At 44.8% G+C, this 25,152-nt stretch carries 19 protein-coding genes; 11 read left to right on the top strand and 8 right to left on the bottom strand.

The window, feature by feature from the left end:
• Nucleotides 1–36: 36 nt before the first annotated feature.
• Nucleotides 37–1,575, top strand: a complete 1,539-nt coding sequence (locus WAE59_RS19600; protein WP_337857679.1) for a sensor histidine kinase — start codon at nucleotides 37–39, stop codon at nucleotides 1,573–1,575.
• Nucleotides 1,576–1,627: 52 nt separating this feature from the next.
• Here the strand turns inward: WAE59_RS19600 and nhaA are convergent, their stop codons facing one another.
• Nucleotides 1,628–2,956 carry a Na+/H+ antiporter NhaA gene (gene nhaA / locus WAE59_RS19595; RefSeq protein WP_337857678.1) on the bottom strand — a complete coding sequence of 443 codons (1,329 nt, stop codon included), beginning with the start codon at nucleotides 2,954–2,956 and terminating at the stop codon, nucleotides 1,628–1,630.
• A gap of 199 nt (nucleotides 2,957–3,155) precedes the next feature.
• Nucleotides 3,156–4,127, bottom strand: a complete 972-nt coding sequence (locus WAE59_RS19590; protein WP_337857677.1) for a PAS domain S-box protein — start codon at nucleotides 4,125–4,127, stop codon at nucleotides 3,156–3,158.
• A gap of 224 nt (nucleotides 4,128–4,351) precedes the next feature.
• Between WAE59_RS19590 and WAE59_RS19585 the strand changes: the two genes are divergently transcribed.
• The 9 genes from WAE59_RS19585 to WAE59_RS19545 all read left to right on the top strand — a co-directional run bounded on the left by WAE59_RS19585 (nucleotide 4,352) and on the right by WAE59_RS19545 (nucleotide 16,248).
• On the top strand, nucleotides 4,352–4,648 hold the full coding sequence (locus WAE59_RS19585; RefSeq protein ID WP_337857676.1) for a hypothetical protein: 297 nt from the start codon (nucleotides 4,352–4,354) through the stop codon (nucleotides 4,646–4,648).
• 22 nt (nucleotides 4,649–4,670) lie between these two features.
• Nucleotides 4,671–5,261: an RNA polymerase sigma factor gene (locus WAE59_RS19580; RefSeq protein WP_337857675.1), complete on the top strand. Its 591-nt coding sequence runs from the start codon at nucleotides 4,671–4,673 to the stop codon at nucleotides 5,259–5,261.
• A gap of 70 nt (nucleotides 5,262–5,331) precedes the next feature.
• Nucleotides 5,332–6,492: a FecR family protein gene (locus WAE59_RS19575; RefSeq protein WP_337857674.1), complete on the top strand. Its 1,161-nt coding sequence runs from the start codon at nucleotides 5,332–5,334 to the stop codon at nucleotides 6,490–6,492.
• Between the two features lie 123 nt (nucleotides 6,493–6,615).
• A complete protein-coding gene (locus WAE59_RS19570) occupies nucleotides 6,616–10,290 on the top strand; it encodes a SusC/RagA family TonB-linked outer membrane protein (protein WP_337857673.1) in 3,675 nt (1,224 codons plus the stop codon).
• 12 nt (nucleotides 10,291–10,302) lie between these two features.
• The gene (locus WAE59_RS19565; protein ID WP_337857672.1) at nucleotides 10,303–11,883 is read left to right on the top strand and encodes a RagB/SusD family nutrient uptake outer membrane protein; all 1,581 of its coding nucleotides are present in this window, start codon (nucleotides 10,303–10,305) and stop codon (nucleotides 11,881–11,883) included.
• An 11-nt stretch (nucleotides 11,884–11,894) separates the two neighbouring features.
• Nucleotides 11,895–12,818 carry a hypothetical protein gene (locus WAE59_RS19560; RefSeq protein WP_337857671.1) on the top strand — a complete coding sequence of 308 codons (924 nt, stop codon included), beginning with the start codon at nucleotides 11,895–11,897 and terminating at the stop codon, nucleotides 12,816–12,818.
• 58 nt (nucleotides 12,819–12,876) lie between these two features.
• Nucleotides 12,877–14,226: a TlpA family protein disulfide reductase gene (locus tag WAE59_RS19555; RefSeq protein ID WP_337857670.1), complete on the top strand. Its 1,350-nt coding sequence runs from the start codon at nucleotides 12,877–12,879 to the stop codon at nucleotides 14,224–14,226.
• Between the two features lie 21 nt (nucleotides 14,227–14,247).
• The gene (locus WAE59_RS19550) at nucleotides 14,248–15,339 is read left to right on the top strand and encodes a thioredoxin family protein (protein WP_337857669.1); all 1,092 of its coding nucleotides are present in this window, start codon (nucleotides 14,248–14,250) and stop codon (nucleotides 15,337–15,339) included.
• Between the two features lie 6 nt (nucleotides 15,340–15,345).
• Nucleotides 15,346–16,248, top strand: coding sequence for a S1 family peptidase (locus WAE59_RS19545; RefSeq protein ID WP_337857668.1), 903 nt, complete (start codon nucleotides 15,346–15,348; stop codon nucleotides 16,246–16,248).
• Nucleotides 16,249–16,383: 135 nt separating this feature from the next.
• Here WAE59_RS19545 and WAE59_RS19540 read toward each other — a convergent pair whose 3' ends face one another.
• The 6 genes from WAE59_RS19540 to WAE59_RS19515 form a co-directional block, all read right to left on the bottom strand.
• Entirely contained in the window at nucleotides 16,384–17,322 is a 939-nt protein-coding gene (locus tag WAE59_RS19540; RefSeq protein WP_337857667.1) for a hypothetical protein, read from the bottom strand.
• Between the two features lie 7 nt (nucleotides 17,323–17,329).
• Nucleotides 17,330–18,289 carry a DUF6175 family protein gene (locus WAE59_RS19535; RefSeq protein ID WP_337857666.1) on the bottom strand — a complete coding sequence of 320 codons (960 nt, stop codon included), beginning with the start codon at nucleotides 18,287–18,289 and terminating at the stop codon, nucleotides 17,330–17,332.
• A gap of 12 nt (nucleotides 18,290–18,301) precedes the next feature.
• Nucleotides 18,302–18,790 (bottom strand): hypothetical protein, encoded by a 489-nt coding sequence (locus WAE59_RS19530; RefSeq protein ID WP_337857665.1) that lies wholly within the window; start codon nucleotides 18,788–18,790, stop codon nucleotides 18,302–18,304.
• A gap of 11 nt (nucleotides 18,791–18,801) precedes the next feature.
• A complete protein-coding gene (locus WAE59_RS19525) occupies nucleotides 18,802–19,263 on the bottom strand; it encodes a hypothetical protein (protein ID WP_337857664.1) in 462 nt (153 codons plus the stop codon).
• 12 nt (nucleotides 19,264–19,275) lie between these two features.
• Nucleotides 19,276–21,024 (bottom strand): hypothetical protein, encoded by a 1,749-nt coding sequence (locus WAE59_RS19520; protein WP_337857663.1) that lies wholly within the window; start codon nucleotides 21,022–21,024, stop codon nucleotides 19,276–19,278.
• Nucleotides 21,025–21,255: 231 nt separating this feature from the next.
• Nucleotides 21,256–24,132 (bottom strand): ligand-binding sensor domain-containing protein, encoded by a 2,877-nt coding sequence (locus WAE59_RS19515; RefSeq protein ID WP_337857662.1) that lies wholly within the window; start codon nucleotides 24,130–24,132, stop codon nucleotides 21,256–21,258.
• A gap of 172 nt (nucleotides 24,133–24,304) precedes the next feature.
• Between WAE59_RS19515 and WAE59_RS19510 the strand changes: the two genes are divergently transcribed.
• Nucleotides 24,305–25,138, top strand: coding sequence for a hypothetical protein (locus tag WAE59_RS19510; RefSeq protein ID WP_337857661.1), 834 nt, complete (start codon nucleotides 24,305–24,307; stop codon nucleotides 25,136–25,138).
• Nucleotides 25,139–25,152 lie beyond the last annotated feature (14 nt).

The following is a 25,152-nucleotide window of genomic DNA, read 5'->3' as shown; positions in this document are numbered from 1 at the left end:
ATGTTTATCTTTGTCGATTAATAAGATCGACATTTTTTGCAGCACATCCTCAGGATATTCAGAAACAATTACAGAACCTGCTTTGCTATTGCATTTCTCATTCTGGTGTTTTACTTCAGCAAATTACAGAGTTACCTGCTGTTCCATACCTTTGTAGAATTATTCTCGATCGTTGTCGCCTTTGCCGTATTCATCGTCACCTGGAATTCGCGAAGGATGCAGGACAATGTTTTCTTGCAGCTTGTGGGCATATCCTATCTCTTTATCGGTGCACTGGACTTATTGCACACCCTTACCTTCAAAGGCATGACCATGATTCCTGTCTCCGGCTTTCCGGCCAATCAGTTTTGGATTGCCACAAGGACGCTGGAAGCCCTGACCTTTGTAGTGGGCTTAATACTGCTAAAGAAGCATAAGCGCTTCAATCCTGAACTGGTTTTTCTGGGTTATTTCTTTGCTGCATTGCTGATTATGCTCTCAATTTTGGTATGGCAGATCTTTCCGGTTTCCTTCATAGAAGGTGTCGGCCAAACACCTTTTAAGATCTACGCAGAATATGCTGTGGTTGTCATTCTTTCAATTTCCGTATACCTACTGATTAAATTGAAACGTTTTTTCAGCCCGGAGATTTACCAGTTGCTACTCATCTCTTTGTTTTTTACCATTTTGAGTGAATTTTGCTTCACACTGTACATATCCAACTATAGTACTGCCAACGAAATCGGGCATTATGCAAAACTGATTTCTTTTATCCTGATCTATAAAGCAAATGTAGAAACAGCTTTCATCAGGCCTACCGACCTCATCTTCAAAAACCTCGGGGAGAGTGAAGAAAAGTACCGGACATTGGCCTCAGAGCTGAAAAAAACAGAGCAGCAATTGCAGGGACTGGTTGACACCAAGGACAAACTATTTTCTATCATCGCACACGATCTTAAAAACCCCTTCACTGCATTACTAACCTACAGCGAACTCATTTCGAAGAACTCAGGAACACTAGACCGGGTCAAGATCGGGCATATGGCGGCCCGTATGCACGAATCGGCCAGACAAGCTTATGGCTTACTGGAAAATTTGCTCCATTGGTCGCGCCTACAGACCGGATTGCTCAAGCCGGTTCCCGAAGAGATTCTGGTTTCAGAACTTTTTGCCGCAGCAGAAAAACTGGCGATACCTTTAGCGCAGTCGAAGGGGATCAGCGTGCACTTCGAAAAGCGCCAAGGATTAGTAGTTAAGGCCGACAAGCAGATGGTAGCCACCGTGCTGCGCAACCTGCTCTCCAATGCCATCAAATTCAGTTATGAAGGATCTAAGGTGGAAATAGATGCTGTCCCTCAAGGCAAACAAGTGATTTTTACCATATCTGACCAGGGTACAGGAATCGCTATTGAGCATCAACAGAAGCTGCTGGAAGTCGGTAACCAGTTTTCAGCCCCCGGTACCGCCGCAGAGCAAGGAACGGGACTTGGACTGGTCCTATGCCGGGAGTTTGTGGAAAGTAACGGCGGTCGGATCTGGTTAGAAAGTCGCCTCGGCTTTGGCACCAGTTTCTCTTTTAGCCTGCCCGTTTTTTAAAAGCTTGTTGAGTTAAGTTTTCTTAATGAAGAGACTTGCAAAAAAAGAATGTTCAGGACATCCTTACTGCTTTTTGGTGCGCGCTTTTCCTCAAGACAAGACTTCCCATGATTCCCGCCAAAATAGAGGCAATGAGGATACCATATTTTGCTTGCTCCACAAATTCAGGATTTTTGAAAGCCAGACCGCTAATGAACAATGACATGGTAAAACCTATCCCGCCAAGCAAAGCCACTCCAATAATATGGCGCCAGTTGGCGCCTTCAGGCAACGCACCCATGCCGGTCCTAACCATTAGCCAGGTAAAAAATAGGATGCCTGCAAACTTGCCGATAACAAGACCCGCGGTAACCCCAATTGAAACTGGATTGATGATGGAACTGAGGAAGTCGGCACCGATCACGATCCCGGAATTGGCCAGGGCAAATAATGGCATGATTCCAAAGGCTACCCAAGGATGCAAAGCATGCTCAATCTTCTGTAAGGGGGTTTCTGCCGCCATACTCAGGTTTTTTACGTGCTGAATGGTCTGATGCTGCTGAGGAGTGGTCAGTGTACTGTTGCTGGGAATCTCCTGTTCAAATTCGTAGGTCAGCTTTTTTAGGTTGGTGGAATAAATTACTTCGTCGATTTTTGTCACAGCAGGAATGGTAAATGCCACCAATACACCTGCGATCGTAGCGTGAACACCAGAAAGTAAAAATCCGATCCAAACAGCTATCCCAAGTACCAGGTAAAATATACTGCTGCGGATTCCCAGTCTATTACCAGCGATCAAAACTACCAGGAAAATACCTGCGATACCTAAGGCGGTAAAATCTACCCCAGAGGTATAAAAGAAGGCAATCACCAGTACCGCACCAAGATCATCCGCTACAGCAAGTGCCGAGAGAAAGACTTTGACGGAAGTGGGCACATGCTTGCCGGCCATCGACAAGAGCGCCAGCGCAAAAGCAATATCAGTCGCCATGGGAATCCCCCATCCATGATCTGCTTGCGTGCCTTTATTGATCACAAAATAGATCAGGGCCGGTACAATCATGCCCCCCAAAGCAGCACTCATAGGTAATATCGCCTTTCTGAATGAGGAAAGCTCCCCATCCATGAATTCCCTTTTTAGCTCCAGTCCTATAACAAAGAAAAATATGGCCATGAGTCCATCATTGATCCAGATATGCAGGGGATGTTTCAGTACATAAGTATCAAAGCCAATAGAAAAATCAATCTCCCAGATATGGTGGTACATTTCATGCCAGGCGGAGTTTGCCCAGATGATGGCAATGATCACACTAAATAAAAGCACAATGCCACTGGTATATTCCAAATGGATAAAGCGGCTTACCGGGGCTATTATTTTTTCTATGGGGGATTTTTTGGTCATGATTTACGCTTTGAGCTACTTCGCGAATTTAGGAAAAAATCGGGCATTACAATTGTTCCATACGGACATTCCCAAACGCATCGTCTTCAGAGTACCCGAAGGCTACTGAGACATCCTCCCATAAGCCACCGGGGCCAGAAATGAATTATGCCGCCGTCGCAATCCCTGTTATCAGCACAGCCACAGTAATTCCCATGAATTACTGACAGCTGTCCACAATCTCATTAAGTACTGCATCCAATTGCTCTGCCGACAACTGTAGCATTGGGAGAAAGTCCTTTATAGTTGCCAGGTCAGCCGGCTCTTGATTGAGTATATACACCAGTCCCAATATTCGCGCCAACGGCGCACGGATCTGATGGGATTGGATCCAGGCGATTTCTTTCAAACGCAAATTTTGTGCTTCCATTGCAGCTTTAGCATAAAATTCCTCTGTCATATCTACCACCATCACGAGCCTCGCTTTTTTCCCTTCAAACTGGATGCAATCGCCCTTCACGCTCACATAAATCAATTCACCGTTCTTTTTGACATGTCGAAGCAGGCTTAAATCAGCTTTGCCTTCTACGACCTTGTAGCCTACGATTTCCTCGATCAGCCCTGCATCTTCTGCAGGTCTGATGTCTTTCAGGGTCATACTCAGGAATTCTTCGTGAGTATAACCGTATTGCCTTATGGCAGCCTCATTGACGTCAAGAAAGCTGAGTGTCTCTTTATCATAAACCCATTGGGGTAGGGGACTTAAGTTGAACAAATCCACATATTTTTGTCTTTCCCTTTGTAACAAATCGAGAGCCTGTTTTTTTTCGGTGATGTCCTTGAAATATACGGATAGACCGCTTCCTGAAGGAAAAGCAGCTACTTCTATCCACAATTCTTTTGCAGGGAAATACTCTTCAAATCTTACCGCAAGATTTTCGTGCATCGCGCGGTGATATTCGGAATAGAATTTTAGCGGAATAGCATCTGAGTACACTTCCCATAGATTCTTTCCGATCATTTTTGTCCGCGGCATATCTAGGATGCGTTCTGCCTCTTTGTTCCAATAGGTCACATTCCAATTGACATCAAGTTCAAAAAAGGCGTCTGTAAAACTCTCTAATATATTCGCAATACGTTTCTGGTACTCGAAAAGTTGCTGTTTAAAATCCGGGGTTTGCTGTTCGTTCATAAAGGTCATTACCTTCTATAACTCATTTTTGGAACAGGCTTAAGGGATGGCAAGTGCTAAATATATTGATATGAGGCAAAAGGCAGGGTTAAGGTACTGATTCTTTTCTTTCAAGCCCAGTGATTTATTAATTTATATTAATTGCAAAATTGCAGCTCAGAGGATTTTTCTACCCTGCTCCATATGGAGGCAGGTATTCCAATTCTAGGATTTGATATAAAATTATGGCAGTCATATTAGCTATCATTTACAATAAACAGGAGCAAACCAAACAAAGCCTTTTGGATGACCACTATCAATCTCATTTAATTGATATAAATGTCATCAAGATTTGGATACCTGAAAATGGTTGGTTTTTGCTGCTGACCGACCTGCTGCGTATGGTAGGTACTATAGACGGCGAGTTTAGGAGGCCCGGCAGCCGCCATAGGTTTTCAAGGAATGAAGTCAATCAATTGGATTTAGCTCAGTCGGAAATTCTTCAGTGCTTAAAAAATGTTCATAACTTTTTTCTAACTTAGGCCAATTAAGTCAGTCATTTAAGTGAAGATATTACCTGTCAGCGATGAAAAGGAACTGTTGCGGAAATTGCGGGACGGAGAAGAGAATGCATTTAATCAACTCTATCAAATTTATGCCCGCAGGTTAGCCAGTAAACTGATTTATTTATTGAAATCTGAAGAACTGGCCCAGGACGTGCTCCAGGATGTCTTTATGAAAATTTGGTCGAGCCGGGAAATGATTGATCCCGAACTGAGCTTTAGCGCCCTGCTCTCTAAAATGGCAACCAATCTCTCCAAAAATGTCTTCAGGAAAAATTTGTATGACCAGTCCCTGCGTAACCTGATGGATCCTGAGGCCAGTTACAATCCCATAGCTGATGCCGATGATGCTGCTCAGGCAAAAACACTCCTGGAAATGGCGCTCGGCAGGTTGACGGAAAGACAGCGGGACATTTATATCCTGCACAAAATAGATGGCAGGAGTTATCAGGAGATCAGCGAACAGTTAAATATCAGTGTGTCTGCGATCAATCACCACCTCCAAAAGGCCAACAAACAACTGAAGACAATTCTGAAATCTCAATCTGTTCAAATTTTAATAGCCTTATTACCAGTGTTTTTGAAAAAATAATTATTCAGAGGTGCTATTTTTTTTTTCTCATGTGTATTGCTTATATAGGGCCGTACCTGGCCAGGGATATATGGGGAAACATTCAACAGAATACAAATTATTTGAAAAGTACATCAATAAGACCCTCACTGAAGATGAGTTGTCGCAACTGCGCTTGTTTTTCCAACAAGAGGAAGACAAGGCAGATTGGCTATTGAAAACCTATTTCGAATCAGATATTGAGGCTTTTTCCGACCTTCATCACCGCGCTGAGACAGTAGAAAATCGCGCATGGCAAGTCATTCAAGCGCGCATGAATAAGGTTGCTACAGTGCGGAAGACGGCTGTTCATTCATGGATCCCCAAATTTGCCGCTGCTGCTGCAGTGTTGCTGGTGCTCTCGCTTACAACCTATTTCGTCAACCGATCCGGCGCTGAGCGTAGCATCGCCTCAAAGGCGTATAGCAATGACGTGTTGCCGGGTACCAGTCGTGCTACACTGGTTACGGGAAACGGAACTGTTCTTCAATTAAATGGTGCTAAAGAGGAAATCGTTGTTGATGGATCGGCGATCCGTTACAAAGATGGAGCACTGGTGGAAGATCACCAGTCGAACCAAAATATCACGTTAAGTACGCCAATGGGCGGCCAGTACAGAGTAGTGCTCAGCGATGGAACTAAAGTGTGGCTCAATGCAGCCTCCTCACTGTCTTATCCCACTAACTTCAGTGCTAAAGAGCGGATTGTAGCACTCAGCGGAGAAGCTTATTTCGAGGTTTCTCACGACGCCAGCCACCCTTTTATCGTACGTAGTGCAGGGCAGGAGATCAAAGTGCTGGGAACCAGTTTCAATGTCAACGCTTACAAAGACGAGCCCAAAACTGCAACTACCCTGATCGAAGGCAGCGTGCAGTTGAAGCCTGCAGGGAATCTTAATCCCCTTCAGCTGCATCCTGGTGAACAAGCTACATTGGATTTAAACGGATTGGCAACCAGGGAGGTAGACGCGGCGCTTTTTGCCGCCTGGAAAGATGGAGAGTTTAGGTTTAAAGCCACTCCACTACTGGAAGCCCTTCGCCAGATCAGCCGCTGGTACGATCTGGATATCAATTACGCCGGCATTCCAAATGACATTCAAATTCACGCCTCCATTAATAGAAACAATCAATTGTCTACCGTATTACATGCGCTCGAAAAAATAACTGATTTGAAATTTAATGTGAAAGGAAGGAGTCTAAAGCTTATGCCATAAAAAGTACCAGAACTATTGGACCAGCGCAGATCAAAAGAGCTGAAGGTGTGCGGACACCTCCAACTCAGCTGTGTCTGGCATTATTAATTCAACAACCACCAAACAACTAACCACAACAAAATTATGAACTATTTCCTTTTCCACAAGGACAAAGGGGGATGTACGCAGTACGCGGACCGGTCGAATCCGGAAGCTGCGGGTACATCATCCAAATTGATAAAGTTTTTGCTTGTTTTGTCTGTTCTATGCTCATTTCAATTAACCAGCAAACTGCATGCACAGACGGTGTCACTGAACCTGAAAAACGCTTCTTTCGCCAAAGCAGCTGAAGCCATTAGCAAGCAAACGAAATACGATTTTTCTTACAATGATAAGATCCTTAAAAAAACCAAACCCGTCACCTTAAAGCTCGACAATGCATCTTTATCGAATGCACTGAAAGCGCTATTTGCCAATCAGCCGCTCACTTTTGAGATCAAAGATAAGGTGATCATCATTTTCGACAACAAGTCTGAATACGTGAGTCCTTCCAATGGTTTTGATAGCCCGGTTCAGGGTAGAGTGACCAACGAGGAAGGCAAAGCTATGGATGGGGTGACCGTAAAGGTAAAGGGATCTGATTACAGCACCCGCACAGACCAGAATGGAAACTTTGTCATTCCAGGCAAATACGCCAATGACGTACTGGAAATCCGTATGCTTGGTTATGCGACACTCGAAATAGCAGCGCAACGCGCCAGAGTAGTTAGCCTGGCGATGCAGGCATCTGATCTGAAGGAAGTCAATGTGGTCGTCAATACCGGTTACCAAAAAATCGACCGCAGGAAACTGACGAGTGCAGTAACGACGGTAGATATGGAGGATATCCTCACGCCAGGCATCAACACCATCGATAAATTATTGGAAGGAAGGGTGCCCGGAATGATCTACATGGAGAATTCTGGTCAGGTCGGTGCCACTCCTAAATTAAGAATCCGCGGAACCTCCACTATACTGGGAAACCGGGAGCCGCTTTGGGTATTGGACGGTATCGTCCTGGTTGATCCGGTGAATGTAGATCCTGCCCAGATCAACGATCTGGATTTCGTAAACTTATTGGGCAACGCCATTGCCGGCCTTAACCCGCAGGACATCGAACAGATCGACGTACTGAAGGATGCTTCAGCCACAGCCCTATATGGTGCCAAAGCAGGAAATGGTGTCATTGTCATCACCACCAAGAAAGGTAAAGTTGGCAAGCCCATGATTTCTTATTCTATGAGTTCAGGTTTTGCACGCCGCCCGAGATATTCTGACCGTGGAATGTACATGATGAATTCAGCGGAGCGGATGGATGTCTCCAAAGAAATGGTAGAGCGCAAAATGCAATACAATAGCGTTACACAATGGTCTGGCTACGAGGCTGTTTTGCAGGATTATTATGCTGGTCGCATTGGTTATGATGAGTTCAAACGACAAAGTGATTACTATGCCGGCGTGAACACCGACTGGATGGGCCTGCTGACAAGGGATGCCTTTTCACACAACCATACGTTAAATCTGTCCGGAGGATCGCAGGACGTTAAATACTACTCTTCTCTGGGCTATCAGGATGAAAATGGTGTCATTAAGGGAGAGAATAACAAGCGTTATTCGACCATGCTGAACATCACAGCAGATTATAAGAAATTCATGGCACAGATTTCCTTTACTGGAAATTATTCGACCAGAAACTACAGTCCCTCAGATCTTGGTGTGATGGATTACGCTTACAATATGAGTCGCACCATTCCGGCAAACAATCCTGATGGAAGCTTATTTTACTATCCACGTGTGAATACCTTTAATTTAGGCTATAATTACAATATCCTGAATGAGCGCGACAACAGTAATGACCATTTGGAGGGCATCGGCGCCAACGTAAGAACCGTGCTTAGATATCGGGCATTTAAAGGTTTCGACCTGGAAGGTACTTTTGCCTATGGCATCAGCAACACCAATCAGGAATTGTATTACACCAAAAATTCCTATTACATCTTTAAACTCAGGGCCGACCAGCAGCTAAGAAATGACATGGCGCCTGTAGGTGGTGAGTTGACAAAAACCGAAACCAGGAATAACAATTACACCGCACGTTTACAATCCAACTACACGACTACGCTGGGAGAAGATAGAAAGCATGAGCTGACTTTTGCAGCTGGTATCGAAACCAAATCTTCTGAATACAAAGGATTTAAAATGGCCAAGAGGGGGTATTTTCCGGAAATGGGGGGCTATTTTGATTATGTACCAACTACCTATACAGGATATTATGGGCAGTGGATGCAGAACAAACTTGCCCTGGGAACTTTTGACCGGACATTAACCAACGAATTGGCCTGGTATGGTACAGGAGGATATTCCTGGGACAATCGTTATATGCTGAATGTGCACATCAGAGGTGAGCAGTCCAACCTTTTTGGTAGAAGGTCCAATAACCGTTTCCTGCCTATCTGGGCTGTTTCAGGACGATGGAACATGAAAAATGATGTTGCTGCCGATGCCTCCTGGGTAAATGAGCTTGCTTTGAAAGGCTCCTGGGGATGGCAAGGAAACATGTTGCCCGGACAAGGTTCCAGTATGGTCATTCAGCAGGCACTTGTTACAGATGTCTACTACAATTCTCAATATGCTACCATCAACAACTTCCCAAACCCGGATCTGAGATGGGAGCGTACGGCTTCATCCAATGCGGAGCTTGAATTCTCCCTGTTTGGTGCCAAGTTGAATGGTTCTGTTGGCTTTTTCTACAAAAAGACCAAAGATGCCTTCCTCAACAAAGTGGTTTCTGAAATCAACGGGGTGCAAACTTATGTGATCAACAGCGGCACACTGGAGAACAAAGGGGTAGAACTGGCCTTCAGGATCAACGCAATTAACAACGTTGGTCTGAACAAAGCCCGTCGTGGTTTCGTATGGAGAATTGATCCGCAATTGGGCCAGGTCCTGAATAAGGTTTTAAACCGGGTAATCAACAACCGCAACAATGTCCTATTGGACAATGTCACCTACAACAACTTCCTGAATGGCTCTATACAATTGGCCGGGAAACCGCTGAACACTTTCTATTCTTACAAGTTTAAGGGCTTAAGTCATGAAGATGGATCACCGATATTTTATGGTGCAGAGAATGAACTGGCAGATCAATACCGCAACCAGTACTCACAAATGAAAAAAGAAGACGTGTACCTGGCCGTGATGAGCGAATCCGGCCGTCGTGAGCCTTTCATTCAGGGTGGTATCTCCAACTATTTCGGCTACCGTAATTTTGGTTTGTCGCTGAATGTAACTTATTCCCTCGGCAATAAGATCCGCATGCTGAAGATTGCTTCAGGATATGGAACCAACATCGCCTATCCGCAACAAAATCTGCGTAAAGAATTTGTGTACAGATGGCGCCGTCCCGGCGATGAGGCCTACACCAATATTCCTGGTCTCCAGGCCAATAATTTGGTTAACCAACCCTGGTGGAGCGTTTATCCTGCGACACAATACTCATTTGCAGGAAGCGTGTATGACATGTACGACAATTCCGATATCAGGTTAGTAAGTGGCGATCACATCAAGCTGCAGTCGGCATCCTTCCGTTACAACGTTCCGGAGACCTTTGCAAAGAAACTGGGACTTGGATCTGCGTACCTGAGCATTACCGGAAGTAATTTATTTATTGTTAGCAATAAAATGCTTAAAGGCCAGGATCCCTCACAATCGGGTTCGGCACCAAATATCAACCTGTCTGTAAGGCCAACTTACGCAGGGAGCATTAATGTATCATTTTAAAAATATAGGAACATGAAAAAAATATTTGTGCTTTTAGCCTGTATCCTGGTGATGAGTTCATGCAAGAAATTCCTCGAAGAGTATTCGAGGGACCTCAAATATGCGGAAACCACAGAGGACCTCAATAAATTAATGATTGGGGAAGCTTTTCTTCCAAGTTTCTCTTTTTCCGTCTATAGCCAGTCGACCATCACTACACTCAATGAAAATCAAGGGGTTCTGGCACCATGGCTACATGTCATGGACGATGACAGTGAGCTATCTCTTGCAAACTACGTAGAGCCCTTTGAACAGACACCGCGCAACATGCTCTCCGGCTTTCACAACTGGAGTCAGCAGCCAAATGCCAATGTGCAGAACCTGGAATGGGAAGAGACTTTCTGGAGAAAGGTATACAAAAGGATCGGAGCATTAAACGCCATCATTTTCCAGGCTGAGGGATTAGCGGAAAAGAATGCTGAAGACAAAGATCTGATGCACATCAGGGGAGAGGCCTTGTTTCTGCGTGCCTATTACTATTTTCTGCTTCAGAATATTTATGGTTCACCTTACCGTACCGGTACGGCCGCTACGGACGAGGGCGTACCTTTAAAAATTTCTGAAAAGATTGACGATGCTTATTTCAAACGCGATCATAACGAGGTGGTCTACAAACAAATCATAGCAGATTTGGACAAGGCGGCAGTCTTCCTGGCGGGCTACGATCCTGCCAATAAAATTCGCGTCGGTATTGCTGCGGTGAAAGCGCTTCAAAGTCGGGTGTATCTCTTTACAGAACAATATGATAAAGCATTGGAGAGCAGCGACGGGTTCGACAATCTGGGCTACAGCCTGATTGACCTCAATCAATATGCTGAAAATACCAATTTTACATATCGGAATTCAACCGAGTCCATTTTCACTATGGGACCCAACTCGGTTCCTGTAGTTTTCCTGACCGATTCCACAAGTGCCTGGAATGGAGATGACAATAAAGCTTCCTCATTTAAGGTTTCCAGCGGCCTGGCGGATACATATACTACTGATGACATGCGCCGGACGGCTTTTTTCAGGAAAACGGCAAAAAGCAAGGCCTGGATCCCAGGAAAGTACCGTACCTTCCAGACCTATAATGATCCGGTCCAGGTATCCTGTACCTTCTCCTTCCGTTATGCGGAAATCATATTGAACCGTGCAGAAGCTTTTGCCATGAAAGGTTCTGATGCCGAAGCCAGAGAAGAACTGCAGAAACTTCGCATCAAAAGGGTTAAGAATGCCAGCCTGGCACAACTTCCTCAAACCAACGAAGCGCTTGTCGCATTCATCAGGGCAGAACGCCGTCGTGAGCTTTGTTTTGAAGGGCACCGCTGGTTTGATTTGAGGAGATATGCCGTTAACGCAAAGTATCCCTTGCCTTCAAGTTTCAATATCAAGCATCCTAATTATACTTACGATGCGCAGACGAAATCCCACAATCCTGATGGAAACTATGTCTTAAACTCCTTTGCCCAGGATGCGGCTGCATGGCAGGTACCCATTCCTGGCTATGCCATAGACTTCAACAGGGGTGCCCTGACCAATTTAATCAGGCCGGTACGTAATGTTCAACCTTAACAAATCAGCACATGAAAAGCAAATTATATATTGCGGTCCTAACCCTTTCCATAGGTTTGATTGCATGCAGGAAGGAAGAAAGTACTGTAATTCCTGACTATGATAAAAACTGGCTGGTCGTAGAAGACGATCCAGGCGATGCCAGTACACATGCCCGGTTTGAGTTTTTTAAAGAAACCGGCATCCCATTTTACATCAATGATACCATCGGCATTCAGCAACGCAAGGACCTGTTTGGCAGGGACTACACCTACTATGAAGTCCTGTCCATGAATTATGCCCTGGGCGTAGAGCAAGTGGGGGCACCTCCTGTTGTGCGTACATTCAAGTACTGCAAAAAAGCGGATGTTGCGGCTGCACTTGCCTTTTTCAAAGCTGAGATCATTTCGGTCTTGCCGAAGGACGTACACGTACCCAGTATATTGCTCCTGGAGTCTTTCACCAGCAATGCTTTCGGTAACTATGCATTTAAAGCCTTCAATACGGTGTTGATTGGCGAAGCCTCGAAGATCCCTGCAATGGATGCAGCAACCAAAGCGCGTTTCAAGGGCGCTGTGATGCGCGCATTGATTACCAATGCAGTCCTGAGCGGAAAATACGATGATCTCCTAAACAGGTTCTACACTGTAAGCCGGAGGTTTGCTGCGACACGGGACATTTATAACATGGGGACATGGCAGTTTTCCCAGTTTGTGACAGGCTTGCCTACAGGAACTGTGGCTTCACTGCAGACCCTGGGCTTCCTCTCGTCGGACCCCCGCAACACGTCTTACACGCCTTATACAACCTGGATAGATGTGTCGCTCTACCTGGAAGCTTCGTTGGCGAATACAGATGCGCAGTTCAGGCAGCTCTATGGTACCTATCCGAATATCATGACCAAATATGGCATCATCCGTCAGATTTTGGCAGATATGAAGATCCCCGTAAACTAAGCACAAAAAGTAACTAACCGGGCATAGCGATTTCGCTATGCCCATATTAAACCATAAAATGAAAAAAACAAGTATTTTATTAGCGATGCTGACGATGTCGGCATCTGCCTGGGCCCAGAATGCCGTATTGCAAACAAAATTCCGGTACGAGATGCCCAATCATCAGAATGTAAGTAATATCTTCTTTACCAAGTCTGATGGTGATGGCGATTTGAAGGCAATCGCTGAGCCGGTTATAGACAAAGCTACGGGTATATTCCGGGTGGATGTGACTCCTGCGGATCAAAATGCCATCCGCTATATTGGGGCTTTTGATGAGCATTATCCGGTTTATCTGCGCAAGGCTGAGGCGCTGACGCTAGATGCCGGCGATGGTCAGGTGAGTTATTCAGGAAAATTAAGCAAGGAAAACCAGGTCTTTGCTGATTGGTACAAAATGATCGCTCCGATCCGCAAATACGGTTATACGAAATCAGCACGTTTGCTGCCACAGGACAGACTGGCGAAATTGCTGGATTCTTTGGCTGGACCGGTTGAAAACTTCGTGAAGAACATCAACACCGGTAATGCGGCTTTCGACAAGGAAGCGAAGTTCATGCTGCCCTACAGCTATAAATTTGACCTGGTGATGCCATTTGCCATGGGCTTCAGTTTCGAATCTAAAGATAAGTTCCCTGCAGTCTATGCGAACTGGTTTAAAAATGAAACTTTTTCCGATAAAGCGCTTTGGACACTCCCTATCGCCTTTAGGTACATGCAATATTTCGCCTTCGCCAAACACGTCATCTATAACCAGGAACAAGGCATATCCGGAGAAATGCTGCCTCCCGGTATCAGCGATAAAAATCTAAAGGCCAGTTATATCCTGGCTCAGGCAGAAAAGGGTGCATCGCAGGACAGGGCCGCTTTTATTAAAAAATTTGAGGGTGACATGCTGAACGAAGAGCAGCGCACGAAGATGAAGGTACTTTTGGCACGTGCGGGTGTACAGGTTGCCGGGGGTAACTGGATCGACTTTACTTACCCGGACCGCAATGGCAAAATGCACAAACTCTCAGATAATCTGGGCAAAGTAGTCCTGATTGATGTATGGGCAACCTGGTGCCAGCCCTGCCTGGCAGAACAGCCTGCCCTGGAAGCATTGGAGAAATCTTTTGAAGGAAAAGATGTCGTGTTTATCAGCCTGTCGATTGATACAGATCAAGCCAAATGGAAGCAAATGATCGAAGAGAAAAAGCTGTCTGGATTACATTTGTATTCTAATAACCAGGGCACGATTTTGAAGGACTATGAACTGGAATCAGTGCCGCGTTTCATCTTGTTCGATAAACAAGGAAAAACAGTGAGTTTTGATGCACCAAGACCCTCTGATCCAAAATTAGCTGCCCTGATTACATCAAAATTATAAGCCAAACTATATTTGTCTGAAATGAAAAGAACCATCACATCCCTGCTGTTTACCATCATGTTTTGCTATTCGCAAATGTTGTCAGCCCAGGGTATCAATTTCGAGACCATAAGTCTCAAAGAAGCCATGGGAAAAGCAGCTAATCCCGCCAGTCCCAAACTGATCCTTGTCGATTGTTATACTACCTGGTGCATGCCTTGTCTCCAAATGGCAAAAGAGGAGTTTCCAAAAAAGGAAGCTGGCGACTATTTCAACCCAAAGTTTGTTTCGGTAAAGTTTGATATGGAAAAAGGAGAAGGATTACAACTTGCCAAAAAATATGGCGTAACCGCTTATCCTACTTTTTTGTTGTTGGATGCTCAGGGAAATGAGCTCAATAGAGTAGTAGGTAAATCCACTGCATTAGAGTTTATCGACAAAGTAAAAACTGCGCTTGATCCTAAAAATTCGTTGAATGCCATCAAGGCTGCCTATGAAGCAAACAAGAGCATGACTACGGGACTGCCTTATGCACTCGCACTTTATCAGAATTCCAAAGACCCTTCGCCAGTGTTGCAGGAAATTTTTGATCGTGCTCAGGATTTCGAACGCTTCAGTCCGGATTTTCTAAACATTGCATTGGGTACTACGAAATTTGGCAGCCCATTTTTTCGAAAAATGATGATGTACAAATCGAATTTAGATCTGGCAATGGGCACGGAGATCATCAATCGGATCGTTTTCGACAAAGTCCGTAAAGATATGTACTGCATAGCCATGGAAAATGGGGCAAAATACAGCGTTTTTTATACACCGCAGGAGGTGGAAGATGTGGCCTATACCATTGGCTTACTGAAACTAAAGCCAGATCTTACAGAAAGACACATCATTCAAGCCGCCCTTTATGTAAGCAGGAAAGATCTTGACGGATTGATCGCATATTACGACCGAAACATTTGGAACATTCCGTCCGACGATGTATTCCGGGGCATTCTGGATGGTGTGCTGGCCAGGCAGACGGCTAATGCTAGTCCGGCTCAAAAGCAGTCCATCAAAGCCTTTTTTGAAAAATCCGGAGACTTTTTTTCCAAGGAGGGCAAGAGACACCTAATCATGGCAGAATCGATCAAGTAGATGAAGATGATAAAAACATCAGGCACCGGGAACCTTATGGTCCTGGTGCTTTCCATCAGCCTGGCATTGGTTCCGGGCCTATCCAAATCACAAAATGTAACCAACGATGCCAAGCTTCTGGGAAGCTATCTCAGATCTGTGGATGCTGTGCTCGCCAAAACCCAAAGCATCACTGCTGAGTATGCTCAAAAAGCACTGACAGATTCAACAGCGCTCGCTGAAGTAAATTTGATCAGGCCAGCTAAAAAAGCCTTGACAGGAAATGCTTTGTATGAGAAAGTGAAGCTTGCAACGGTGATCACAGGCTGCGCCTATAAATGTCCACGCTGCTCCAATACGCATCTGAGTGAATCTTCTGGATATATCATCGACCCGAAGGGAATCGTCATTACCAATTACCACGTCATGGCTCAATATGCCTTCATGAAAGATGGCAATAAGCCAGAAGGATTTTTTGTACGACTGGCTGATGGCCGTACTTATGCTGTCAAAAATATCCTGGCGGCATCAAAACCAAATGACCTGGCAGTATTGCAACTGGAAACCAATGGTGCAACATTGCCTGCCCTTGCTTTAGGCAGTCCTGCAAAAGTTGGTGATGCGGTCTATGTACTGGGACATCCCAAAGGCATGCATTATTACCTTTCGCAAGGTATAGTCAACAACCATTACCTGGAAGACGCCGGAGGGGACGGCCAAAAATTCTTTCGGGAAATGATGTCTATCTCGGCCGATTATGCCACAGGCTCCAGTGGCGGACCTGTACTGGATGTCTGCGGAAATGTAGTGGGAACAGTGTCCAACACAAAAATGCTGCTGCATAGTGAAATGAACCAGAGTGTTCAAATGGTCTTAAAAAACACAGTTCCGGTTAAATCCTTAAAGGCGCTTCTGCGCAAGAGTTTTTAATCCCTTACCCGAAAATCTAGCATACTAAATAAGTCGCCAGGGGCGGGGTTTTTATAGTGTTGCTTCAGATAATCATGAAGTACGAATAAGCTCATTTTCGTACTTCATGGTTTATTTTGTTATCGCACCAATGCTTTACAACCGGTAATAGTCTTTATAGTACATGTTCTGATAGTAGGCTACCGCGATATCCTTGGCAGCGGCTATGGAATCGCGTTCAATATCCACGTAGCTTTTAAACACAGTTTTGGTAAACTCTTTTTCATCGAACTGGTCTCGTTCCAGCTTAGACTTTATGCTGCTGAGCAGGACTTCATACTCTTTTTTACAATCTGGACTCAGGGTGATGCCGCTAAGAACGGCAGATACTGCAGCGGCACCTTCAAGCGTAGGATCTAAGCTCCAGGCCCTTTTGGCTTCCACAAGTTGCGCATGGCATTTGTAAGCAGTGTATTGTTTTAAAGCCGAAAGTAAAACCTGGTTGTAGGTCGCATGGCAACTTAATTTTGGTACATCGGGTATAAATGCCAATTGGCCCAGTGCAGCATCATACTTCCCTGCCGCCATGTATAACTTCGCTTTCTCAATGATGCTTTTGCAATTCGCCTGGTAATATCTGAGTATGCTGGCAACGGAATTGTCCAGGTAGCTCTGCAGTTTGCTTTTAGACAAATCCAATCTGCGTATGGCATCCATCATAGCCTGTGCTTCAGTTTTGCCTACACCGCCCATTTGCTGTCTAAAGCTACTGTAGGTTTTATCAGTAATGAGGTCTACTACGCTAAACTGTAAGGTATAACTGAACATGAGCTGCTGCCCATTTTGTTGTTTATCGCTAAGTTCGGGATTGACGACCAGGATAAATCTGGAGCCCTCTCCAGCGGCAAGGCCTTGGGCAGTAAGCTCGTCCTTTACCTTGTTGAGCAATGCGCTCGATACCGTTTCGTCTACTTCTCCCTTACTATTTTGCATTACGGGCAGCAGACTGATGTCGGTCTGCCGCTCTGCCCATGCTGCTGAACTGGTCAGCAACAATAGTGCTGCCAGCATTATTTTTCTGAATGATGCTATCATGGTCTTCTTATTTTTGTCCGCAAATCAATTGTACATACCCTAGTCCTTTGGTTACGATCTTGGCTTCGATATTGAAAGGGGCTGCCCTGAGAAAGCGCTGTAGGTTACGTCCATAACTTCTGGCATCAATGGCTCGCTGATTGTCATCGTACATGGGTATGCGAACTTGACTGAATACCAGTTTGTTCTCTGTGGCTTCGTCGGTAGTAAAGCGTCCCTTTACACTGTTTTTTGCGATCCAGTCTTCAATTAAAAAGGAAAGCTCTTCTGAGCCAAATTCAGATTCAAAGTTCTTGGCCCATTTGGCATCCCTCCTCAATTCTATTTTGATCTCGCGACCATTGGCGAAGAGCTCATCAAAATGGCTTTGCAGGCGGGCATTGAAATTGTCGATATGTTGCAGAACGGCTTCTTCCAGCTGAGCAGGCAGGTCTGAAGAGATCGAAGAAGGGCCTGTCCCTTCTGCGCCGGCAACTTGTTTGTCTGTGTAGGCATCCAGTCCGCGCATGATATAGGTTACGGATTTTTGCGGACCAGAGCTGTTTACCGTCCACTGGATCTCAATCAGGATATCTGCCTTAGCGGTGTTTCTGATTTTATCAAACAGCGACTCGGCCAGGCCGCCTTTTCCGGCGCTCTCACGGTCCATGCTCAAGGCCATATCTTCTGCATTGCCTTTACTGATGGAGGAAAGCGTCTGACTGAGGTCTTTCAAAGGGTATCCACGGTCGCCAAAAAGTGTATTTATTTTGGAGATGACCAGGAGCAGGTTGGGATTTTCATCGAATGCCTTTTGGTAATCGGGCACTTTCTCTATGGCCCCAAAATTATCGAAGGACGTAAAATAACCCCTGGAGATGCACCATTGCCTGGAGGGCAGAACCATGATCGTCGGTTTTTTTGCCTGGGTATAGCCCTCAATAGTCAGGAAAAGCAATAGCAATAATATGTTGAATAATTTTTTCATCTTTTTATAGGTTTAAAATCCACTGCCCAGAGACTTGATCACCCCGGCATCTTCCATTTGTTTGCGCAGGGCTGCCTTTTGCACGAGTACAGCTACACCTATTTTGGTGAGTTTGCCCACCCGCAGGCGGTCTTCTGCCTCTATAGAGCCATCGGTGGAGAGCGCTACATACTGGAGGTACTTACCCCCCTTTTGAAAGAAGGCATTGAAAAAGTCCTTGTGCGCTTCAACCGCCCCGGCAGCAGTAACCAGAGGTTTCTGCAGATCAGATCCTGGTATTCCTGTAAAGAGTACCGCCTTTACTGCATTCCGCTTGGCGTTTTCCAGGCAGGCCTCTTCATTTTTCCCATAGGTGTAAACTTTGAACAGGATGCTGCCCTCTGTTGCAGTTCGCAGGAACTTCACTTCATACTCATCGTCCATGAGCTTGTTTTTATCTTTTTGTGCGTAGCTCACTGTGGCCATCATGAGGCCAAGCAGGAAGCTGCAGATTGTCTTCATATTCATATGTATTATTTAAACTTTGCCAATTCAGTGTTCAGAAGGTTGCGGTCTATTCCGATCTCAAATGACAGCTGATGTACCGTGTTTTTTTCTTCGGACTGCTTCATGCGGTTTACGGGACTGCCCTTGTTCTCTAACAGGGCCTCATTGGCAGACCACAGGGAGAGCAGGCGCTGTTCTTCTGCTTTAAAAGCTGCGATGGAGGTGTTGCTGCTGAGCGCCGGAGGAATTTGAGTACCCTCTCTGGAACCTTCATAAATGAGCGTTTTGAGCAGTTTACGATTGGCATCGTTGCGGCATTCCTGCTCATCTAGCCCTTTGCCATAGGCTATAAAGAAGTCTTTGCCAGCTGAGCTGCGTACAAACTTTGCCGGAATGTCATAGAAGGCCCCGGTTCTTACCAGTCCGCTTTTGCTTCCGCAGGCGGAGAGCAAAAGCAGGTTAAAGAGTATAGAAAAAATTGCTTTCATACTTGTTGCGTATTAGAGCCTTCCGAAACGGAGGCCAAAGGTGAAGGTTTGCTTTTTGTAGGTTGGCGTGAAGTCGTTAAATTCGTATTCGGCATCGTCCGCCTCGTTGTAGGTGGCATCCATCACACTTGCAAAGCGGATCCCGGCCCTGAGTTGGAGGGTACGGCCAAGGTTGATACCAACATCTCCACCGTATACCAATCCAAAGAGGTATGCCGTCACTTTCTTGTACTTTTCGCTAATTACGGAAGAAGTGAGGTCTTCACCGCCAACGGTAAAGCCTGTGCCATTTTTGAGGGTGCTGTATGCAGCAAGAGCCCCAAAAGTAGGCGTGATCACCAGGCGATGGTAACTGAAGTTTTGTCTCAATGTGAGCGTACCTACCAGTGCTTCGGCCTTTAGCGCGCCAAAATCCGGATCGCCGGCATATTCCAGGCTTTCCGTAACGAGTTTTGGATTATAGCCTACATCAACACCGACATTCAGTCCTGGCAGCGCGCGGGTCATGTATTCAAAATTCAGGTAATAACCGCCCAATACAGACATCGTGTCGGTATTGTAGCTGGCACCGATGGTCCAGTTTTTATCATATGCAGAGTAGTCTTTCAATTGCATGCCCTTGCGGATTGGACCAGAGGCAACCCGATAGAAGGATGAAGGCTTGGAAGTCCCATTGCTGCGCTGACGGTTGTCGGCAACCCATTTTGCACGTACAAAGCCCACATGTCTTTCACGGGCCTTGCCTGTTTTTTCGTCCAGCACATTTTCAGTGACCTCAAACAACTGGTCGGTTTTGACGTTTTCTTTTTTTCCCATTTTGGACAGGAGTGGGTGCGATTTGAATACAGCGCCCCTCATAAGAAAATCGCTGCCGCTTTCTATGGACGAGATGGACTGGCTATAGATTTTCTGGCTAAGTTCAGTATAGATTTCCGACTGCGACTTTCTGGTCAGTGTACTGGCATCTGCAGTAGCCTGTTTGTTGGCCAGGGCATTGCTAAACATTTGCAGCGCAGAGCTTACCTTATTGGCCACGTCTAGATCACTCACGGTTACGCTGAACGCACTTGAGGTATATTTCAGTGGAAACTGGTGGTTCTTCAGTTTGTTGTATAATGTCGCGTTCGGCTTATCAAAATAGAAATCATCCCAAAATTTGCCAGCCATGTAGGCAGAGTCCAGGTCTAGCTGGTAAAGGTAGCTGATCCCACTGACCACGTGGTCAGTGCCCTTGCTGGAGGCATTGTAACTGGTGGTATAGCTTGTGGGTTTAATGACGACAAAATAGATATTGCTGAGTAATTTTACGCCGGCATCCTTCAGGAAATCAAATCCTCTGGCCGAGTGCTGGGCGAGTACCATCTCATTGTCGGAAGCATTGTATAACCCTCGTTCCTGCACTTTAGCTACCGTCATGGTCTGACTGACCGGATCGATCAGTATGTGTTCGAGAATCCTGTTGGGAATCCGGTCTGCATAAATTTTTTGGGTCAGCTCTGCCTGGGAGTAGGCTGATGCCGCATTGGAATAAATGCCCGGCCGAATGATTTTAGTGCCAATGTTGTTGAAATCGTGGCGGTCGGACACCTGAAGTTGGTTGAAATAGGAAGAAGGAATAGGTTTGCCATCTTCAAATTCCGTGAACAGAATGCTGAGGCTTTTGCGGGTATATCCTTGTGCAAAAACGGTGCTGCTGCCGAACAGGCAGAACAAAAACAAGCGTACAGGAAGAGACTTCCAAAAAAGTAGTTGTTTGGTCATGTGGTGGTTTTTTAAGTAAAAAATATATAAATCCCTACGATTTGAATCAAAGATATATAGGGAACCAAGCCTGGGACAATACCCATAAATAGGTATTTTTTAAAATCACCGAAAGCAGTGATGCGTGATCACGCAGGTTTAGGCAATGTTTTGCCAAGGGATAGACCCTCAGGTATATTTTTAAATTGGGTCGATTTTTTTATCGGATTAACCCGATAGTTAAATTTTTCATTACACCGCATTAAAAAACTCAAACAAATTCACGTTACTTGCAATATTGAGTTTTTTCCTCAATCGGTACCTCCCAATTTCTACACCCCGGGGCGATATTTTCATTAAGGTGGCTATTTCTTTAGTAGACAGGTTCATTTTAAGATAGGCAGACAAGCGCAATTCATTACTGGTAATGGACGGGAATTTGTCTTTCAGATGTTTGATGAAATCCACATGCACTTTATCGAAATGGACATAAAATTGTTCCCAGCCTTCATCAGATTTTTCTTCGGCATTGAGCAGCCTGATGATTCTGTTAAAGTCGGCGGTTTGGCTATCGTCCTTAAGTTCATTCTTCAGCTTGAAGAGCTCGTGCTTGATCTTGGACATCATATCTGCTTTTTGTACCAGGTGCATGGTATTAGAAGCCAATTCCGAATTTTTGGTGTCAATTTCAAGTTCCAGCTTTTCATTTCTCAGCTTGATGATTTCCTTTTCAGACTTATCCAATTCCAATTGGTGCATGTATTTAATGTGCTCTTGTTCTTTCTGAAATGCAATTTGCTGGTTGGTGATTTTTCGCTGTTGCCTTTTGTACACCAGGTAAATGATGCCTAAGAAAATCAAGCCATACACCAGGTAGGCAACAATGCTTTGGTACCATGGCGGTAGAATAGCAAACTCATAAGTCGCTACAGGCGATTCGTTGCCAAGGTTATCCTGTGTTTTCACCATGAAGGTGTAATGACCTGCAGGTAAATTGGTATAGTCCTTTTCGGTCTTTTTGTCGAGCGCCGACCAAGTCTCGTCAAATCCTTTCAGGTAACAGCTGTAGAAAGTATTTTCCTTGTTCCTGTTGATGGTGGAGGAATATTCGAAGTGAAATGAATTCCAGCCATGTTTCACTTCGGGCAATCCCTTCTGTTCCGCAGTTTCATTTACCTCGCCAAAATAACCGCCGAACAATCCAATATCTGATTTACCGAAAGCTTTAACCAAGCTGATGCGCACGTGTTGTCTGCCTGCATTAGCCAAGTATTTTTCGTAATTGATATGGTAGAAGCCCTTTTTTGCGCCTATAAATACATTGTTTTTGTCCACGCAATAAATGTGTTCAAATCCACCTAAAGTTTTGCCATTGAGCTCTGGAATGTAAAGCAGCTTATAAGTTTTGCCGTTATATTGTGCCACACCGAGCTTCTTTTCTTCAATAAACCAGATATTTCCCGCACTATCTTCTTTGAGGTACCTCACATACTTTTTGCCAAAAACCGGTGCAAAATAGCTTGAGATTTCAAAGCTGTCTTTTTGTGCATTATACGCATAAACACCTTTTTCAGTGCCCACTACAATTTTATTTTTAACCTGGTAGATGTGGTTATTGAAGGTGGATGGCAAGCCTTTTTTATTGGTATAAAGCGTCACACTTTTACTGCGCATATTTGCCAGAGCTATTTTATAGACCCCCTTATAAGGATGGGAAACCCATATGTTGTTCTTTCCGTCGGCTACAACAAATCTGGAAGACTCGCTGAAATTGCTAATATTTCCAGCTATACCAAACTCATTATTGACCTCATTTAAAATGGAAATGCCGTTATAGTTGCCGGCAAGCACAACAGGTTTGGCCGCATTTCCCGGCTTATAGCTGACGAAATTCCAATAGCCTTGCGCAGTAGAAATTGCTTTGATCCCTTTCTCCGTCAATTCAAAAGCGCCATCGTGCCTGGCCAATAGCAATTTTCCATTGATGATGTTTGCTCCCCAGGCTTGTCCATAAGCATTGGGCACAGCAGCAAAATTAGTCTGGGTCGTGCTGATGTCTGTTTCACCAGTCAGGGGCAGACGATAGAAACCATTCGATAAGCCTGCATAAAATGTGTTATTGTGTATTATAGCAGTGTGTCCTGCCGCATTGTCGAAGATCGCCGGATTGATGTGTTTGATGGCATTATTATTCGCAATAAAGCTGATTCCATCTGCAAGGCCCAGCCAGATGTTGCTATTGCTGTCTTTAAAGAGACTGATGATAGCATTGTTTTGCAGTCCCGAACCTTTAGACAGGTGGTAGATCAATTTCCCGCGGGTATCCATCAGGTAACAGCCATTGTAGAGCGTGGCTATAGCGATGGAATGATCATCTATTTTATAGGCACTGCTGATATTTGAAATACTTGATGCCGCTTTTACGGGAGTAATTTGTCCACCTACTACCGTATGCAGGCCATGTGCAAATGAACTCATTAAAATGGTGTCTTTACCAAATTGGGAAATGGAACTTACGATGAAATCGTAAGGAATACGATCAGTCAGAAGAGGCAACCAGGTATTCCCCGAAAGCTTTAACAGTCCATTGTCCTTTTCCTGAGCAATAATGGTATTGTTGGCCATGCCCATGTAAAGCCATTTCGTTTTCGTTCCTAAAACGGTGATTTTTTCGTCATGCCATTTAAAAATATTGTTTTCCGCACGAAAAAATATGGCATTTCCAACGCTCTGCACATTCCAAATGTCAGCAAATGACCGATGCATTTTAGGTATTTTTCCCTTCAAGCTGGTAAAAAACAGCTTTCCATTTTTGTTTGGGGAGAAAAAACCGAAGTCGCCCTGACCTCCGGCATATATTTTATGGTCAAAACCAATTTTGACAGCGCGTACAATCGTCTTGTTAGGTAATGGATATATTTTCCATCGGCTGCCATCAAAGGTAAGCAGCCCCTCATCATTGGCGAAGTACATCACACCATTGCGATCCTGCTGGATATCCCAGTTGTGGATGCCGGCACTGTATGCAGTATTATCGTAATTTACGATGTCAGGCATCCCTATCGGATTTTGCGCAAAACCCAATGTGCTCAGAGCAAACAGGAGTAGGAAAAATATTTGGCTTTTCATCAACAGACTAAAAATAGGTAAAATCTTTCGATTCTCAGGTGTAGTAGGTGAAAACTGGCTTTAAAGGTTATTTTAAGCGGTTTTGATGTAGTTTTGTAGGGGCTGAAAATTTGGAAGCGAAGCCCTTTTACAGATACTTTTGTATCAAATCATTAACCAAATTATAAATTGTATGAACTATAAGTTGTTTGTAAGACAATATTGTCTTCCGCTGGTAGCCTTCTTTTTTCTCATGAGCTCTGGCTGTAAAGAAGAGGATTACGCCGGCAAATTGGGGACCTCTGCAAAGGCCTCTTTTAACGTGACCAAGGTACAGGGTAAAGTAAACACCTACCTTTTAGAAAGCACTTCTCAAAATGCTTATCGTTATCAATGGGACTTCGGCTTAAACGAAGGCTTAAAGAGCGGCGGTTCATCCATTGAAGCTTATTTCATTACCAAGGGAACCTATAATGTAAAATTATATGCCTATGGCGAGGGTGGATATGATATCGCGACGCTGCCAATTGTGGTTGAGCAGGATGATTTTACACCAACCCTGAATAATGAAGCTTTTAAATTATTAACTGCCCATGCCTGGAAATTAGACGGAAATTCCTCGGCGCCGGTTATTGTCGGCAGGGAAGCCAATCCGGCTGAATATTTCGGAGGGGGCTCATTGGCCAACTGTCAGCTAGATGACGATTATACCTTCTCATTTGCAAACAATGCCTTTAAAGTGGTTTACAATGCGCATGGCGCAACCTTTAACGGTGGAAACGTAAATCCCAACTACAACTGTGGCAGCGATAGATCCTATGAATCTGCATTTACGTTCAGTACAGTCGTAGAAGGAGCAGGCCTTGCTACCATAACGATCCCCAATACGCCGCCAACCAGATTTATCGGTGTAACCGATGTTTCTTCTAACAATTACCGTATTATTTCTATCACAGCCAACGAAATGGTGCTACGTTCAGGAAAAGTAAGCGAGACCGTGCATACCATGCGTTTTGTGAAAAAATAAGCAGCTACCTATTA

It is taken from the genome of Pedobacter sp. GR22-6 (genome assembly GCF_037402555.1).
GTDB lineage: Bacteria > Bacteroidota > Bacteroidia > Sphingobacteriales > Sphingobacteriaceae > Pedobacter.
The sequence above is the reverse complement of the archived record's forward strand: the minus strand, read 5'-3'. Positions and strand labels throughout refer to the sequence as shown.

Bases quoted from the DNA above. Each gene is read 5' to 3' on its own strand.
- nhaA (WP_337857678.1), bottom strand. From the start codon at position 2,956: ATGACCAAAAAATCCCCCATAGAAAAAATAATAGCCCCGGTAAGCCGC.
- WAE59_RS19510 (WP_337857661.1), top strand. From the start codon at position 24,305: ATGAACTATAAGTTGTTTGTAAGACAATATTGTCTTCCGCTGGTAGCC.
- WAE59_RS19550 (WP_337857669.1), top strand. From the start codon at position 14,248: ATGAAAAGAACCATCACATCCCTGCTGTTTACCATCATGTTTTGCTAT.
- WAE59_RS19575 (WP_337857674.1), top strand. From the start codon at position 5,332: ATGGGGAAACATTCAACAGAATACAAATTATTTGAAAAGTACATCAAT.
- WAE59_RS19540 (WP_337857667.1), bottom strand. From the start codon at position 17,322: ATGATAGCATCATTCAGAAAAATAATGCTGGCAGCACTATTGTTGCTG.
- WAE59_RS19590 (WP_337857677.1), bottom strand. From the start codon at position 4,127: ATGAACGAACAGCAAACCCCGGATTTTAAACAGCAACTTTTCGAGTAC.
- WAE59_RS19545 (WP_337857668.1), top strand. From the start codon at position 15,346: ATGATAAAAACATCAGGCACCGGGAACCTTATGGTCCTGGTGCTTTCC.
- WAE59_RS19585 (WP_337857676.1), top strand. From the start codon at position 4,352: ATGGCAGTCATATTAGCTATCATTTACAATAAACAGGAGCAAACCAAA.
- WAE59_RS19565 (WP_337857672.1), top strand. From the start codon at position 10,303: ATGAAAAAAATATTTGTGCTTTTAGCCTGTATCCTGGTGATGAGTTCA.
- WAE59_RS19570 (WP_337857673.1), top strand. From the start codon at position 6,616: ATGAACTATTTCCTTTTCCACAAGGACAAAGGGGGATGTACGCAGTAC.
- WAE59_RS19530 (WP_337857665.1), bottom strand. From the start codon at position 18,790: ATGAAGACAATCTGCAGCTTCCTGCTTGGCCTCATGATGGCCACAGTG.
- WAE59_RS19525 (WP_337857664.1), bottom strand. From the start codon at position 19,263: ATGAAAGCAATTTTTTCTATACTCTTTAACCTGCTTTTGCTCTCCGCC.
- WAE59_RS19535 (WP_337857666.1), bottom strand. From the start codon at position 18,289: ATGAAAAAATTATTCAACATATTATTGCTATTGCTTTTCCTGACTATT.
- WAE59_RS19555 (WP_337857670.1), top strand. From the start codon at position 12,877: ATGAAAAAAACAAGTATTTTATTAGCGATGCTGACGATGTCGGCATCT.
- WAE59_RS19560 (WP_337857671.1), top strand. From the start codon at position 11,895: ATGAAAAGCAAATTATATATTGCGGTCCTAACCCTTTCCATAGGTTTG.
- WAE59_RS19515 (WP_337857662.1), bottom strand. From the start codon at position 24,132: ATGAAAAGCCAAATATTTTTCCTACTCCTGTTTGCTCTGAGCACATTG.
- WAE59_RS19520 (WP_337857663.1), bottom strand. From the start codon at position 21,024: ATGACCAAACAACTACTTTTTTGGAAGTCTCTTCCTGTACGCTTGTTT.